Raw genomic sequence first — 14,210 nt, 5'->3', positions numbered from 1 at the left:
CTGAGGTCGTGAATACAGGAACGTTATCTGAAAGACTAGCATTTAAGAAAACAGGTGAATAGAATGCCATTAATTCATGAGTTTCTTATAGCTCCTAAAATTGGCTTTGAATTAAATCAAATTGTTAGGAATAACAATGGGAGAATTAATAAAAGAAAATCAGGTATCGATTATTTAGTTGAATTAGATGATGAACTCTTTCAGTATTTTTCAGATACATTAAAGTGGATACCAAATGAAACTGAAAATAGATTCGGTTTGAATTACTGTGGGTTAACAGTTATGTATTCAAATGGAGCGAGTGTACTATAGAAAATTATTACAGGTTGGTATGAGATATTTAAAAATGCTCCAAATGAAATAAAGTTAACAGGGAATTATTTTTGGAGAGACCAAATCGATAAAGGTGAATATGAAAAAATTGAAGTAAGAAAAGCTAATTTATTAAAAATTCTCTCTGAACTAATTACCTTATGTAATCTAGTTGAAGATAATGACGACTTAATAATATTACATCTAGGGATTTGACACTTTGAAAGAAGTTCTAGTAAGTTATTAGGTGTCAAGCACAGAAGCATATTCAGATAACACACGACCTGACCTAAGATAAGCTATCTAGGGTCAGGTCACGTCATAGAGGCGGAAATGTTAGATGAAAGCACCTAAATAAATAAAACCATCTATAAAGGATGAAAAGAAAAAATGATAAAATCTATTAGTATTGATGAATGGAATGGGACCACATTCAATGAAGAAATAGTTATGAATCCTACATGGGCAGACACTTTAAGATTTTTAAGAAAACTCGATGGAGATAAATTTACATTAGTCTTTTTTGAGGTATCAGACACAGATTCAGCATTAGTTGGAGGCGGACCGGAATATTTCATAGTGTCTATTACAATTGATGGTAATATATATACTCTTATGAACGATAAACAGGGAAACAATGAAATTCTTCTGGTTGCTGGTGGTCAGTTAGGCAATTATTGCGATAACATTTGTATAGAATTAATTCCTATGCTTGAAGTAATAAAGTATTATTATGAAACTGGAAAACTACTCGAAACACATAAATGGAAACAAGAATAATAATTACTTTGAATGCAACTCGAAGAAGTGGGTTAACGTCATCTAACATCGCATTCAACGCCTCTGACCGGGACAAGCCCGGCCCTTGGCCTGGAAGAGGCATTTCGGAGGAGCGGATTCATCGGACACATTAGACCTGCTAATTCGGACGAGCATTCCCGATGGTCACCTTAAGCTGTTTGAACTTCAGGAATACCCAAACGCTATGTGAAATCAACAAAATTATTTAAGAGGTAAACATGGGTGTGATCGCTTGGCGCTTTTTCTTACTTCACGAGCAAGTTGCAATAAAATGAACATGAAGTAGACGGAGCTGAGTGTCTACTTCATGTTCGCTTAAATTTTAAAAACTGAATTACAGATGGATCAATGGATCTTTGGAGGTTCAGAATTCATCCTATCGTTAAGTTGGGTCACAAAAACACCTTCGTTCGGGCCAGGGTTATTTCGAAACATTTTCGCTTCTTCCACCAGAACTTCGTCTGTATCCGTGCCAAGTATCTTTATTGTTGCATCAATGAATGAAGTAAGTGGCATCGCCCGTGGTTCATCGTTGTTGCTTTGAACCCATGGGGGCACAATTTCTATTACTTTTACCGATGTGTCTTTAAGCATGTACCTTTGGGACAGCGTATAGGTATGAAGTGCTGCTTTCGTCGCGGTGTATACAGCAGTTGTTGCTAATGGTACAAATCCGAGTATTGAAGTCGTGTTGATGACAACCGCTTTTTCTTTGGACTTCAAATGCTCGATGAATGCAGAAGTCAACCGAATGGGACCTAGCAAGTTTGTAGTGACAGTCGAAATCAAAACATCCTCATCGATCACGCCCGCCGCGTCATCGGACTGTATGATGCCGGCGTTGTTAACCAAGACATTAACATCCGGGTATTCTTCGATTAACTGCTTGACGACCGCCTCTATGCGGGCAGGATCTTGTACATTCAATTCCACTGCGGACATGCCAGGATTCGCTTTGATTGTCTCCTCCAGACGCTCTTTACGTCGACCGGAGATAATAACTTTGTTTCCAAGATTGTGGAGAGCTTCTGCTAACGCACGTCCAATTCCCGAACCGCCGCCTGTAATAAAAATCGTGTTTCCTGTAAGTTTCAATTTTTAAACCCTCCTAATTCATGTGAATTAAATCATTCCAAAGATTGTAAAGCAATAGCTTTCATGAGTATGGCTCCTCTAAAATTGAACATATGTTGAATCATCAACATAAATTTTATAAAGTGAATGTATCAGAGCGGTATATGGGGTTCAATGGTTAAAACAAGCGTGGTTGTTGATTCTTCAACAGAGGACTTCGAAGTGTTCATTTTTTCGGATAGTACAAAGGGGAGAAGGATATGGACAGGCGTATTCAAAAATCGAGGCAAGCTATTATTGATGCTTTTATGAGGCTGATGTCAGAAAAGGAATTCGAGAGAATTACGATCAATCAAATTGCGGAGGAAGCGAATGTCAATTGCGGAACGGTTTATTTGCATTTCGCTGACAAGTACGATCTGCGCGATCAATGCATGGAAGCTCAAATTAACGAGTTACTACGCAATTGTATGTCTGAAGATAACTTCTTTCATGTCCCTTCCAAAACCGCACTACTGCGCACGTTTGAATATTTGGAGCAGCATGCTTCATTCTACTCTAGAATGCTAACGAACAAGGGAAGTACGGTCTTTCGGAACCAAATGGAGACAATGTTTCGGCAAAGTCTGAGCGAGCATCTGGATTCGATCAACCTCGATCAGGAAATGAACAGGGACATTACGGTGCAATTTTTAATTTCAGCAGCGGTGGGGGTAGTGGAATGGTGGATTACCCGTTCGATGCCATATCCGGTATCGGTCATGGTTGAACAATTATGGAATTTGCTGAACCGTGGTGTCGAGGGACACGAACGAACATCGTCCATTTGAGTCTCTAATTTAGAGGCTTTTTTGAGGCTGGCACCCATAATGAAGATAATAAAAAATAAAGAAGATCTTGTTTTTTCTTTGGATACCAGTATTAGGCATCTAGTGAATTCGAGGAAGTTGTTGATATCACACAACACAATATTCAAGCTGCGTCTTTAATGGTTCCTAGGTCTGCGAGTTGGGTTTCGAAGAGGGATTTCAGCAGATAGCCCCTTTGGGTTCATGAATACAGAAACGCTATCAGAAATTCTTGAATTACTAAAAACATAATAATTAGATCTCAAAAGTACTAAAAACTATAGTATAAAGAACGCGAAAGATCTGGAGGTCATTTTATGGATATACTCTTTGCCAATTATGGGATTAATATAATTCGAAGAGATGGGAGAATATTCATTATTTTTGATGCTGGTGGAATAGTGGTTCAAATGATAGAAATAGAAATAACAGAAGAAGAGTCACTAAAAGCTCAGAAAAGTGAAAGAGATGCATATGAACTAATAATCAAACTACAAAACGAAAAAAGACCATATAAGAAAATTCACTGATAAAAAATGGGCAATCTCAAAATCAGTGCTTGGCTATCAACCCAACATCCGATGGCGGTTACATTCAATGAGAATGCCTGCTTTAGTACGGCTCTACTTTTCCAGCGATTCCGCAGGCGGATTGAGCAAGTGATGGTGGGCTTTCAGATAAGTCTTTGCCCGTGGCAATAGCGTAGGCTGAACGGTTTTCCGAACCTACTGTACGCTGTCAATCACATGACCGTGAACATGAAACCGATATGCAATGCGAATCGCACGAGGAAAGCACTCGCTGATCCAGGTATAATACGCCCATGCTAAATCCATGACGACCGCTTTGGGGTTCAACAAAAGAAAGTCTGGCTGAGTGTGTGCATACACTCGCAAGTCACTCAGTTTTTGACCCGGAAGCAGATGGAAGACACAGCAGAAAGGCTTTTTTTCGCAAATACAGGCAAATGTCTTACCGTCCGCATACCATTACTTCCCTTACGAATGACGTTTTGGTCGGACTTTCACAGAGGCAGCATTGCTTGTAGCAGCGTGGAATGGCTTCGATGTGAAGCTCGTTGGTCACCATGGACCAAATTTGACGGACTTGTAGCTCTGGTATGTCGAGCATTTCATTGATACACACTGGATCTGCATCTGTTTATTTCCTTTTTTTGTTATTCGGTGAGATTTACAACAATACAGGAGTAGCAGACGATTTTCCATTTTATCCTTTGCTCACTACGTCAAGCATTGATTACAGCTTTGAGCCAAAAAACATGAAAAAAAATGTTCTATCAGAATAATCTTTTCTGTCAAATATAATGTAACCATCTAATCGAATATTGAGCTACAACAGATTTACTAACATCTTGATTAGGAAAAATAACCCTATAATATTGAGTAACTGCAGAATAAACATAGTCTATATCTATATACTTAGGACTTCCGATGCTTAAGAAACCACCAAGTCTTATATACCTAGCAAATATTGTGGGTTGATCACGAGAAATAGCAATGCTCACCGCTGTACCAATTCTATACATCTCTCCAACGCCTATTGTCACAGGTGTATTTGTAGAAAACATAACAAAAGATTCTTTTTCCGTCTGGTTTTGATTTATTGTTTACACATAAAGATCACCGGATATTTCCAAAGGACCTCCATCCAAGTTGTGCCCATAAGAAATTCCAATTAATGTTACTTCAAGCATCACAGCCATTTCTACATCTCCTTATGACTTATTTACCGTCAAAAAATCGACCATGGACTAAATTATTTCGTTACCGAAAGACTACTATTTCAAGGGAATAATCCCTATAGTTAATCATATACCCCATAATTACACTCTTTTGGTTATTCTAATCGATACGATTATATTCTCGAGATAATTCCAATATGTAAAAGTTTTAAAATAAAAAATAAAAAAAGCTCAATCTAAAAGTTAGTGTTTGACGAAGTTTTTTTCCATTTTCATCCTTTATCCCTTGCGTAAAACACTGATTTCAGTTTTGAGTCAAAAAAATTTGCATATTGATTTTGAATGCATAGTGAAGAAGTTCGGTAACTTCTGATAACATAATATTCAAGCATAAGAATCCTCACGGAGCCTTGGCCTGTTGGGATGGAGTTCGAGGAGGCATTTCAGTAGACAACCCCGGAAAAAATAAAAAGACAATGGAGGTATGTTTGGTGCTGACATTAGAAAAAGCTAGAAAAAATGATGCACAAAAACTTGCTGCAATACAAAAGGCCAGTTTTGAGGATGAATCAAAGCATTTTAAGAATAACGAAACCGTTGGGCCAATAGGATATGACTCCGTAAGTTGGCAAGAAGAGATGATGCAAAATTGCGAATATTTCAAGATACTCTTTAATGGAGAAATAATCGGGGGAGCTATGATATTTGTAGAATGTAATCAAGTGCATAATCTAGGAAGAATCTTTATTGATCCAAATTTTAAAAATCAAGGAATCGGAACGAAGGTGATGGAGAAAATTGAAAGTAAATTTCCAGACAGCACTGAATGGTGGCTGGATACTCCTAGCTGGAGTGTCAAGAATCATCACTTCTATTCAAAGTGTGGATTTACTAAAGTTAGAGAAGAAGGTGACTTATACATTTTTAAAAAGACTTTATAAACTTATGTAATGTACAAACGTTATGAGACATCAGTGCTAAGTGTTACCAAGAAGATATTCAATGAAAAGAGTGAAAGGGAGGATTTACAATGAAGATTGATTTTGCGATTGAATCAGATTATGAGTATATCTCGTTAAAAGACAAGCACATACATAAGACACTTATAAGCCCAAAAATAAAAGAAAATGAAATTCTAATAATTAGAGAATCCAATCAAGAAATAGGTTGGATGAGATACGGATTTTTTTGGGACAACACACCATTTATGAATATGATATGGATAGATGAGGAGTATAGAGGAACAGGTATTGGTAAAAAAGTTGTCCACTATTGGGAAGAATTAATGAAACAAAAAGGATTTGAAATGGTCATGACCTCAACACAGTCGAATGAAGGAGCTCAACATTTTTATAGAAAGCTTGGATATAGAGATGCTGGATGTTTAATGCTTGAGAATGAACCTCTGGAAATAATACTGACAAAGAAGTTGAATCAATATTAACGTTGAGTAAATCAAGGCAGGTACTGACATCTGACAACATAATATTCAAGCTGCGTCCACAATTGAGCCTAGGTCTGGGAGTTGAATTTCGAAGAGGGATTTCAGCAGACAACCCCTTTGGGGTTCATGAATACAGAAACGTTAGATGAAACCTTTGAGAATCTAGAAATGAGGTAACTTCAATGATGCAATACAGAATCCGACCAATAATAGAAGATGATGTGTTTTTTTTATGGGAGATGTTATATGAATCATTATTTGTCCCAGAAGGTCAAGAGCCATTCGATAAAGCGATAATAAAAGACCCTTATATATCAAAGTATATTGAAGGTTGGGGAAGAGATGGGGATTTTGGATTTATAGCAATGAACCATGAGGGTGAACCCGTCGGATCAATAACAGTTCGATATTTTAACGAGGATAATAAGGGATTTGGGTTTATTGATAATGATGTACCCGAACTAGGAATGGCTTTGTTAAAAGAATACAGGGGAAGAAAAATCGGAATGGCCTTAATGGATGAATTATTTAAAGAAGCTAGGAAGAGGAATATAAAAAAAATATCCCTCAGTGTTGATCCGAGCAATACAGCGGCAATGAAACTCTACGAGAGATTCGGATTTAAAGAAGTTGGGAAAGTTGATTCATCAATCACGATGGTTGTCGATTTGAGAAGTTAAAATACAGTAGTAATAGGGATTATTTTAAGGAACTCAAAAGAGATCAAGGGTATCGCCTAACATCATATTCAAGCAGCGGCTCCTTACGGATTCTGAGTGCACCCAAACAATCTAAAACTCGGGAGTCAAGGGTTGGAAAATGTATGCAGAAAATTCTCAATGGAGAGGGATTAAATGATCGTTAAAAGTAATTCAGGCAAAGGCTAAATAAACGTATCAGAGGCGATAATTATGATAGATTTAGAGTCAGAAAGATTACTTATAAGAAATTTTCGATCTGATGATTGGAATGACCTACATGATTACTTATCAATAGAAGAAGTATTGAAGTATGAACCTGGGGAAGTTTGTAATGAGGAAAATTGTAAGCAGATGACATTGGAACGATCGCAAAGCAATATTTTTATGGCAGTTGTATTAAGAGAAAACAAAAAAAAATGATAGGACACATTTATTTTAATCAAACCGTACCGTTTGAGTTTTTAACATGGGAAATAGGATACATATTCAACCCAAGATACTATGGAAATGGATATGCTACTGAGGCAAGTAGAAGAGTATTGCAATATGGATTTGAAGAGTTAAAGGCTCATCGGATTATTGCGATGTGTAATCCAGAAAACGCTTCATCATGGAGATTATTGGAGCGCTTGTTGATGCGAAAAGAAGGTCACCATATGAAGAAAGCATTTTTTAATAAAACGGAAGAAGGACAACCCATTTGGCATAATGCATATCAATATGCGATTTTAGCAGATGAATGGCAAAGGAACAATGAATAATTTGAAAAAAGGAGCGTGATACCATGAATGAGAAGTCACGGTTACTAGAGGAGTTCAAAGAATGGATCCGTTTTGTTTCTGAGATTCGTGAAATGGATTGGCAAATAACGATTGCTGAAGGTAAATGGTCAGTTCAGGATATCGTAAGTCATATACTACTGTGGGATAAATACTTTTTTGAAGCAGCAATAAGTCCCATATTGAACAATAAACCTTTGACATTAACACAAATGGATTTTGAACAATTTAATCAGGATGCTATTGAATATGGAAAAACAAAAACGAAAGAAGAATTAATTAAAATAACTATTCAGTACCGTAACATGATATTGGAGAGTATAGAGAGTTTTGAAGACGACAAGTTTACTAAAGAATATGCTGACGGGAAGTTTACTGTAATATCATATTTAAGAGATTTTATCTGGCATGATCAACATCATATCAGACAGATTGATGAACTTAAAAGAAAAGCTATGTGAGTATATAGGCGGGTGAATCATATGGGGGATTATTGGAACAAAAGATTTACTGAAGAAGGGATGATTTGGGGTTGTGAACCAAGTCAAACTGTAACCCAAGCTATAGATTTGTTCAAAAAGAATAATGTACATGATATTTTGGTTCCTGGTGCTGGATATGGAAGAAATACGAAGGCGTTCTCTTCTTATTTTCAGGTTGATGGAATTGAGATATCTAGTTCAGCTATAGATCTAGCAAAAGAATGGGACTTAAAAACGAATTTTATTCAAGAATCGGTATTAGAGTTTAGTACATGCCAAAAGTATGATGGAATATATTGTTATGATTTATTGCATTTATTTTTGTTAGAAGATCGAAAAAAACTGATACAGAATTGCGTGAAGCATTTGAAGGAATTGGGAGTAATGTATTTCACATGTTTTTCTGATTGTGATTTTAATAATGGTGTGGGTAGGGAAATTGAGGAAGGAACATATGAATACAAGAAAGGGAAATATGCTCACTTCTTTACTGAAGAAGATTTAAAAGAACATTTTAATGGTTTGAATATATTAGAAACGGGTTCCATAAGAGAAACTCTGATATATGCAGAAAAACAACAGAAAGAGTATGAATTAAGATATATATTTGTTCAAAAGATTGGATAGCTATTCAAAAAAGCAAGCAACTTCAACTACATCGTTGTATTGCTTCACTTATCTCAAGTGGATTTTTTTGTGCTTTTAAACAAAGCAAATACACTGCCGTAAGCCTAATCGCTTAGGACAGTGTATTTGTCTTTAGAACCTGTATATCCGTTGAAAACTTTTTATTCCTCTCCGGTCGCCACCGGATTCTCCTCATAACTGATCCAGTCGCTCCAGCTTCCCGGATATAAACGGACCTTACTAAATCCAGCTTCATTCAGGGCCAGTACATTGGGACAGGCGGATACGCCGGAACCGCAATACACGATAATTTCTGCGTTTGGATCAAGGTCGGCAAAGTGCTGCTGCAATTGTTCCGCATTTTTAAAGCTGCCTTTTTCGTCCAATACTTCTTTCCAAAAGTAATTCACCGCACCGGGGATATGCCCCGCAGCTTGATCTATGGGCTCTTCCAGTCCCAGGTAGCGCGGCCGCTCTCTGGAGTCGATCAGTATAGGTGAAAAACCGATATAGGAGCCAACGGGAGCAGAATCTTCGGATATATGTTGTACTTCTTTCATACTTGTGAGCATTTGTGGCTGAACATTTGCCACAAAGGTCGAGGGAATGCGAATCGGCTGATCTGCCGTAACGGGGAATTTTGCTTCCTTCCAGGTACTGTAGCCTTCTTCCAGTACGTACACCTGCTCATGCCCGAGATAGCGCAGGAGCCACCAGAAGCGGGAAGCCATCATACCGCCTTGGTCATCATAAGCGACGATGCGTGAAGATGCGTTGATCCCGGCACGACTCAGACGTGCGGCAAGTGTATCCGCATCAGGTAATGGATGGCGACCACCATGCTCACCAAGAGGAGCAGTAAGGTCTTCTTCCAAATCGAAGTGAACCGCCCCTGGAATATGGTCTTCATTAAATTGAGTCCGTCCAGCCCCGGCTTGTCCGAGCAGGGAACGGCAGTCAGCAATGATCATGTCCGGCTCATACAATCGGGCCAGCAGCCAGCGTTTGGATACGATGGATTTCATAGAGGATTCCGCCTTCCTTTATTTAACAGTAAATTTAATCCGTTGAGTATGGTTTATGAAAATGGGGTAAATAAGTTAAGAGCTGGCCTTCAGGGGATGCTCAGTGTCGGGCAACTCACTTTGGTGGATGACTTTCTTTTTAAAATCTGCTCCGTATCGGATAAAAATCCATACCCCGAACAGGATGAAAAAGCCTGCACCAAATTGTAAAGTAGACAGCCTTTCCCCGAGCAGCACCCAAGCTAGCAGGGAAGAAATAACGGGTTCGCCGAGTACCGCCATCGACACCGCGGTGGCGTTAATGTATTTGAGTAGCCAGTTAAACAGGTAATGTCCGAACAGCGTAGGCACAATGGCAAGCAGCAGGAACAGTCCCCATTCCCGTGGAGCGTATCCGGTAAAAGGAACGGCATTGACCACATTATACAGCGCAAGTGAGGTGGCTGCGATGGCGAAAACCCAAAAATTATACACAAACGCGCTCAAATGCTCGCGCAGATGCTTGCCCATCAGCATATGGATGGACACGGCTACCATACCCAAGAAGGACAGTGCGTCCCCGAGCAGGGCTTGTCCCGAGACATGGAAGTCTCCAGCTCCGATGGCCAGTGAGCCGATAAAAGCCATACCCATTCCGATGAGCATAGCACGATTCGTGCCCGTCCGGAAAAACAAAAAAGAACCGAGCATGACAAGGATCGGCTCCAATGTCATAATAACGGTAGAGCTTGCAACGGTGGTCAGTCGCAGTGAGCCCATCCAGAGTAAGAAATGCAGCCCTAGCGCAATGCCGGACCAGAGGATCAGCATCCACTGCTTGCGGGTCAGGCTAAACAGCTCAGTGCGGTATTTCCAGACCAAAGGCAGCATGATCAGATTGGTTAGGTACAAACGGTACATAGCGATGACGGACACCTCGGCTTCAGACCATCTTACGAAGATCGAGGAGAACGAAATAGCGATAATACCTATGATGTACAATAATTCAAAGGAAAACGACGGTTTGTGTGCTTGATTCATGTGGCAGCTCCATCCGTATGAAAGAAAGTAAATACGTCTATGTTCCTTCCAAGCGGTATCTCGAAAAATAGGTTTAATACAGCCCATTATACCGTACCTGACATTCCCGTGGTATTAGGATTTTGCAAAATCCTGAGAATATTATAAACGGGAGCAGGAGGTAGGATTTTAAGTGAGATGCTGCGTAGAACTTTTGCTGTACAAGCTCGTCTATCATAGTGGAGGTGGATTTTATGAAAAAACAAAACACATTTTCAATCATACTACTGACTGTAGTAGCAGTGCTGGCTCTGTCAGCCTGTGGAACGAAACCGCAAACCAATAACACCGCACCTCAAGGGTCAGACCAACCGCAAACGCAACAGCAGCCGCAAGTTAAACCGGAGCCAATCGCTGAGCCGGAGGTTAAAAAAGGCACAGGTGTATACAATGGAGCTGCTGACCCCCATACGGTTGAAATTGAAACCAATGGCGAAGCCCAATCCTTCCAATTGGGGGAGGGACTGGACACGGTAATAGCTGGACTTAAAGAAGGCGATACAGTAGCGTTTGAATACAACGAAAAAGCAGTAGAGGGCGACGCGACGGCGAAGCAACTGACTTTAACGAAAATACAAAAAACAGAGGCTGCAACAGATAGCAGTCAAAACGGAAGTTCCAGTCAAGCAGTAGGCGGGGAACGCTCGAAAACTCAAGCTTTTGAGCTTACCCTTGAAGGAAAAAAGGAAAAGCAGACAGCAACATTGGCAAAAGGAGAGGGATATTCACTGTATGTGTTTGATCCGATGTCCCTGTTTCCCGATCAAAACCGTGTTGCCTTGGCTGTAGATGATAACTATTATGCTGAAATTACAAAGCTGCCTTCCGATTTTAATCTGGATGAACTTCAAAAAGAAGGCGAAAAGGATCTAGCTTCCATCGGCAAGGTGCAAAAGCTGGACAAAACAGCCGTACCTCAAGCGCTGTCCAGTAGCCGTCTGTTCTTACAAGCGAGCGGTTCGAAGATAACACAACAATATATTGTTGTAGAAAATAAAACAGGCGGTTTCATCGTGAAAGTGAACATTCCACAAGGTGAACCTGCTGAAGGATTCGAATCCTTCATTTATACATCGCTGGAGAGCCTGCAAGCTAATAAATAACCCTCTTTGGTGTGGGGTGGTCGGCGGCTTACAATCATGAATTTAAGGCAGTCATGCCGCTGAAAATAGTTATTTTAAGGGCTAGGTTAGAGCTATAAGGGTCTAATCTATAATTGCGAGACCTGCACTTTTGTGCTATAAAGGATGAGAGAATAAGATCATTCCGGCTTGCGAAGTCGTATGAAGCGATGAAGGAGTTGTTAGATTTACTATGTCCATCGAAATGAATACACAAGAAGTCATCAACGTGATTAAAAACAGCAAGAAAAAGACGCCTGTTAAAGTATATGTAAAAGGAGCTTTGGCTTCCGCATCTTTTGGCGAGAATGTTCAAGCTTTTATTTCTGGAGACAGTGGTGTTGTATTTGGGGATTGGGCTGATATCAAGCCTGTACTGGATAGCGCAAACGCGAAAGAAGAAGACTATGTGGTGGAAAATGACCGCCGTAACTCTGCTGTTCCTATGCTCGATCTGAAAGGCATCAATGCCCGCATTGAGCCAGGCGCATATATTCGTGATATGGTTGGCATCGGTAACAACGCAGTCATCATGATGGGTGCAGTGATTAACATCGGTGTCACCATTGGTGAAGGCACGATGATTGATATGAATGCTGTGCTGGGCGGTCGTGTTAAAGTAGGTAACATGTGTCACATCGGTGCAGGTGTTGTCCTGGCGGGTGTCATTGAACCACCATCTGCACAGCCAGTTGTAGTAGAAGACGATGTATTGATCGGTGCGAATTCGGTCGTATTGGAAGGCGTGCGAATTGGTAAAGGTGCAGTTGTTGCAGCCGGAGCTGTCGTAACTGAAGATGTGCCTGAATACTCCGTAGTGGCGGGTACACCTGCACGTGTGATCAAACAGGTCGACGATAAGACCAAATCTAAAACTGAGATTTTGAAAGAACTGCGCGTTCTGTAAGAAGGCAAAAGTTTTTTATGTACCAAAGGTGAACGATTCCTTGTCAGAAGCATGATGCACTGACAGCATAACTTAGGGACGAAGCACAACGGACAAGGCTCGGCGGCTGCGCCGGGCTTTTGTCCTTTTGTTCTTTTGCCAGATAAGAGCTGATGAGCTATAAAGAGGAGGCGTAGCGGTAATGAGTACGGTCGACTATCGTTCTTTTGTCCAAATACGAAGAGATTTACACCAAATTCCCGAGCCGGGTTTTGAGGAGTACAAAACACAACAATATTTGCTGGATTATTTGGAAACGCTCCCTCAGGAGCGGTTGGAAATTCGTACATGGCGTACGGGCGTGTTAGTGTTCATTCATGGAACAGCTCCTGAACGCCGCTATGGATATCGTTGTGATATGGATGGTTTGCCGATTGAAGAAGAGACAGGGTACGATTTTCGTTCGACTCATCCCGGCTATATGCATGCTTGTGGACACGATTTACATATGACGATTGGATTGGGAATTGTTACTCACTTTGCAAGCCATCCGATTAAGGATGACCTGGTTGTGTTGTTTCAACCGGCTGAGGAAGGGCCGGGCGGAGCCTTGCCTATGCGGGACAGCACGGAGCTGGCAGACTGGATACCCGATGAAATTGTCGCGCTGCACGTTGCACCTGAATATCCTGTCGGTACAATTGCGACTCGCCCGGGCATCCTATTTGCCAATACGTCGGAGCTTTTCATCGACCTGAAGGGTATGGGGGGGCATGCTGCGTATCCACACAAGGCGAATGATATGGTAGTAGCTGCTTGCCAACTGGTGGGACAATTACAGACGGTTGTAGCCCGTAATGTGAATCCACTCGATGCAGCGGTCATTACCGTGGGTAAGGTTAGCGGAGGCACGAAGCAAAATATTATAGCGGAAACCGCCCGTTTGGAGGGTACGATTCGAACGTTGTCAGCCGATACAATGATGCTGGTTAAATCACGGATTGAAGCGCTGGTACGCGGTGTTGAAGCTGGATTTGAATGCCATGCAGAGATTCACTATGGCTCAAACTATTTGCAAGTGTACAATGAAGCTCAGGTGACCGAGGAATTTATGAACTGGGTCCGTAATCGGCAGGATGTGCAGCTTATTGAATGCGGAGAAGCGATGACCGGAGAAGACTTTGGGTATTTTCTGGAGCGAATTCCCGGTCTGATGTTCTGGCTTGGTGTTGATACGCCTTATGGTTTGCATCATGCGAAGCTGGAGCCTGCGGAGGAAGCGATTGGTGTAGCCATTCGTGTGCTGACAGACTATTTTACATGGAAGTCTCAAGGGTAAATGATACGCC

General features: G+C 40.7%; 17 protein-coding genes and 1 pseudogene. 14 read left to right on the top strand and 4 right to left on the bottom strand.

What is annotated here, in order from left to right; all coding sequences use genetic code 11:
• Nucleotides 1-63 precede the first annotated feature (63 nt).
• Both JOE49_RS23430 and JOE49_RS23425 read left to right on the top strand, forming a co-directional pair.
• The gene (locus JOE49_RS23430) at nucleotides 64-312 is read left to right on the top strand and encodes a hypothetical protein (protein ID WP_209943034.1); all 249 of its coding nucleotides are present in this window, start codon (nucleotides 64-66) and stop codon (nucleotides 310-312) included.
• 390 nt (nucleotides 313-702) lie between these two features.
• A complete protein-coding gene (locus tag JOE49_RS23425) occupies nucleotides 703-1,092 on the top strand; it encodes a hypothetical protein (RefSeq protein WP_209943032.1) in 390 nt (129 codons plus the stop codon).
• Nucleotides 1,093-1,458: 366 nt separating this feature from the next.
• On the opposite strand, the gene JOE49_RS23420 is transcribed toward JOE49_RS23425, so the two are convergent.
• On the bottom strand, nucleotides 1,459-2,208 hold the full coding sequence (locus JOE49_RS23420; RefSeq protein ID WP_209943030.1) for an SDR family oxidoreductase: 750 nt from the start codon (nucleotides 2,206-2,208) through the stop codon (nucleotides 1,459-1,461).
• A gap of 239 nt (nucleotides 2,209-2,447) precedes the next feature.
• Between JOE49_RS23420 and JOE49_RS23415 the strand changes: the two genes are divergently transcribed.
• Both JOE49_RS23415 and JOE49_RS23410 read left to right on the top strand, forming a co-directional pair.
• Nucleotides 2,448-3,017, top strand: a complete 570-nt coding sequence (locus JOE49_RS23415) for a TetR/AcrR family transcriptional regulator (protein WP_209943028.1) — start codon at nucleotides 2,448-2,450, stop codon at nucleotides 3,015-3,017.
• Nucleotides 3,018-3,352: 335 nt separating this feature from the next.
• Nucleotides 3,353-3,565 carry a hypothetical protein gene (locus tag JOE49_RS23410; RefSeq protein WP_209943026.1) on the top strand — a complete coding sequence of 71 codons (213 nt, stop codon included), beginning with the start codon at nucleotides 3,353-3,355 and terminating at the stop codon, nucleotides 3,563-3,565.
• Nucleotides 3,566-3,661: 96 nt separating this feature from the next.
• On the opposite strand, the pseudogene JOE49_RS26995 reads toward JOE49_RS23410, so the two are convergent.
• Nucleotides 3,662-4,166: pseudogene (locus tag JOE49_RS26995) on the bottom strand (transposase); the annotation flags it as partial.
• A 1,062-nt stretch (nucleotides 4,167-5,228) separates the two neighbouring features.
• Here JOE49_RS26995 and JOE49_RS23395 point away from each other — a divergent pair.
• From JOE49_RS23395 to JOE49_RS23365, 7 genes are all read left to right on the top strand, one after another.
• Nucleotides 5,229-5,678 (top strand): GNAT family N-acetyltransferase, encoded by a 450-nt coding sequence (locus JOE49_RS23395; protein WP_165178535.1) that lies wholly within the window; start codon nucleotides 5,229-5,231, stop codon nucleotides 5,676-5,678.
• An 89-nt stretch (nucleotides 5,679-5,767) separates the two neighbouring features.
• Nucleotides 5,768-6,181, top strand: coding sequence for a GNAT family N-acetyltransferase (locus tag JOE49_RS23390; protein WP_209943024.1), 414 nt, complete (start codon nucleotides 5,768-5,770; stop codon nucleotides 6,179-6,181).
• A gap of 182 nt (nucleotides 6,182-6,363) precedes the next feature.
• Complete coding sequence (locus JOE49_RS23385; RefSeq protein WP_165178533.1) at nucleotides 6,364-6,861, top strand: GNAT family N-acetyltransferase; 498 nt, start codon at nucleotides 6,364-6,366, stop codon at nucleotides 6,859-6,861.
• A gap of 231 nt (nucleotides 6,862-7,092) precedes the next feature.
• The gene (locus tag JOE49_RS23380) at nucleotides 7,093-7,302 is read left to right on the top strand and encodes a GNAT family N-acetyltransferase (RefSeq protein ID WP_209943022.1); all 210 of its coding nucleotides are present in this window, start codon (nucleotides 7,093-7,095) and stop codon (nucleotides 7,300-7,302) included.
• Nucleotides 7,299-7,643, top strand: a complete 345-nt coding sequence (locus JOE49_RS23375) for a GNAT family N-acetyltransferase (RefSeq protein ID WP_209943021.1) — start codon at nucleotides 7,299-7,301, stop codon at nucleotides 7,641-7,643. The genes JOE49_RS23380 and JOE49_RS23375 overlap by 4 nt, the downstream gene beginning before the upstream one ends.
• Nucleotides 7,644-7,666: 23 nt before the next feature.
• Nucleotides 7,667-8,122: a DinB family protein gene (locus JOE49_RS23370; protein ID WP_209943019.1), complete on the top strand. Its 456-nt coding sequence runs from the start codon at nucleotides 7,667-7,669 to the stop codon at nucleotides 8,120-8,122.
• A gap of 21 nt (nucleotides 8,123-8,143) precedes the next feature.
• The gene (locus tag JOE49_RS23365; RefSeq protein ID WP_209943017.1) at nucleotides 8,144-8,770 is read left to right on the top strand and encodes a class I SAM-dependent methyltransferase; all 627 of its coding nucleotides are present in this window, start codon (nucleotides 8,144-8,146) and stop codon (nucleotides 8,768-8,770) included.
• A gap of 161 nt (nucleotides 8,771-8,931) precedes the next feature.
• Here the strand turns inward: JOE49_RS23365 and JOE49_RS23360 are convergent, their stop codons facing one another.
• Together JOE49_RS23360 and JOE49_RS23355 are read right to left on the bottom strand one after the other, a co-directional pair.
• Nucleotides 8,932-9,795 carry a sulfurtransferase gene (locus tag JOE49_RS23360; protein WP_209943016.1) on the bottom strand — a complete coding sequence of 288 codons (864 nt, stop codon included), beginning with the start codon at nucleotides 9,793-9,795 and terminating at the stop codon, nucleotides 8,932-8,934.
• A gap of 75 nt (nucleotides 9,796-9,870) precedes the next feature.
• On the bottom strand, nucleotides 9,871-10,815 hold the full coding sequence (locus JOE49_RS23355) for a DMT family transporter (protein ID WP_209943014.1): 945 nt from the start codon (nucleotides 10,813-10,815) through the stop codon (nucleotides 9,871-9,873).
• 233 nt (nucleotides 10,816-11,048) lie between these two features.
• Here JOE49_RS23355 and JOE49_RS23350 point away from each other — a divergent pair, with 233 nt between their 5' ends.
• The 3 genes from JOE49_RS23350 to JOE49_RS23340 all read left to right on the top strand — a co-directional run bounded on the left by JOE49_RS23350 (nucleotide 11,049) and on the right by JOE49_RS23340 (nucleotide 14,200).
• Nucleotides 11,049-11,957, top strand: coding sequence for a hypothetical protein (locus JOE49_RS23350; protein WP_209943012.1), 909 nt, complete (start codon nucleotides 11,049-11,051; stop codon nucleotides 11,955-11,957).
• 211 nt (nucleotides 11,958-12,168) lie between these two features.
• Nucleotides 12,169-12,882, top strand: coding sequence for a 2,3,4,5-tetrahydropyridine-2,6-dicarboxylate N-acetyltransferase (dapD, locus tag JOE49_RS23345; protein WP_013311259.1), 714 nt, complete (start codon nucleotides 12,169-12,171; stop codon nucleotides 12,880-12,882).
• 181 nt (nucleotides 12,883-13,063) lie between these two features.
• Nucleotides 13,064-14,200: an N-acetyldiaminopimelate deacetylase gene (locus tag JOE49_RS23340; protein ID WP_068942451.1), complete on the top strand. Its 1,137-nt coding sequence runs from the start codon at nucleotides 13,064-13,066 to the stop codon at nucleotides 14,198-14,200.
• Nucleotides 14,201-14,210 lie beyond the last annotated feature (10 nt).

This window comes from Paenibacillus sp. PvR133 (assembly GCF_017833155.1).
Lineage (GTDB): Bacteria > Bacillota > Bacilli > Paenibacillales > Paenibacillaceae > Paenibacillus > Paenibacillus polymyxa_B.
Note: the sequence above shows the minus strand (reverse complement) of the source record. Positions and strands in the feature narration are given on the sequence as shown.

Excerpts from the sequence above, each read along its gene's own strand:
- JOE49_RS23430 (WP_209943034.1), top strand. The coding sequence starts at position 64 with ATGCCATTAATTCATGAGTTTCTTATAGCTCCTAAAATTGGCTTTGAA.
- JOE49_RS23425 (WP_209943032.1), top strand. The coding sequence starts at position 703 with ATGATAAAATCTATTAGTATTGATGAATGGAATGGGACCACATTCAAT.
- JOE49_RS23415 (WP_209943028.1), top strand. The coding sequence starts at position 2,448 with ATGGACAGGCGTATTCAAAAATCGAGGCAAGCTATTATTGATGCTTTT.
- JOE49_RS23410 (WP_209943026.1), top strand. The coding sequence starts at position 3,353 with ATGGATATACTCTTTGCCAATTATGGGATTAATATAATTCGAAGAGAT.
- JOE49_RS23390 (WP_209943024.1), top strand. The coding sequence starts at position 5,768 with ATGAAGATTGATTTTGCGATTGAATCAGATTATGAGTATATCTCGTTA.
- JOE49_RS23385 (WP_165178533.1), top strand. The coding sequence starts at position 6,364 with ATGATGCAATACAGAATCCGACCAATAATAGAAGATGATGTGTTTTTT.
- JOE49_RS23380 (WP_209943022.1), top strand. The coding sequence starts at position 7,093 with ATGATAGATTTAGAGTCAGAAAGATTACTTATAAGAAATTTTCGATCT.
- JOE49_RS23375 (WP_209943021.1), top strand. The coding sequence starts at position 7,299 with ATGATAGGACACATTTATTTTAATCAAACCGTACCGTTTGAGTTTTTA.
- JOE49_RS23370 (WP_209943019.1), top strand. The coding sequence starts at position 7,667 with ATGAATGAGAAGTCACGGTTACTAGAGGAGTTCAAAGAATGGATCCGT.
- JOE49_RS23365 (WP_209943017.1), top strand. The coding sequence starts at position 8,144 with ATGGGGGATTATTGGAACAAAAGATTTACTGAAGAAGGGATGATTTGG.
- JOE49_RS23360 (WP_209943016.1), bottom strand. The coding sequence starts at position 9,795 with ATGAAATCCATCGTATCCAAACGCTGGCTGCTGGCCCGATTGTATGAG.
- JOE49_RS23355 (WP_209943014.1), bottom strand. The coding sequence starts at position 10,815 with ATGAATCAAGCACACAAACCGTCGTTTTCCTTTGAATTATTGTACATC.
- JOE49_RS23350 (WP_209943012.1), top strand. The coding sequence starts at position 11,049 with ATGAAAAAACAAAACACATTTTCAATCATACTACTGACTGTAGTAGCA.
- dapD (WP_013311259.1), top strand. The coding sequence starts at position 12,169 with ATGTCCATCGAAATGAATACACAAGAAGTCATCAACGTGATTAAAAAC.
- JOE49_RS23340 (WP_068942451.1), top strand. The coding sequence starts at position 13,064 with ATGAGTACGGTCGACTATCGTTCTTTTGTCCAAATACGAAGAGATTTA.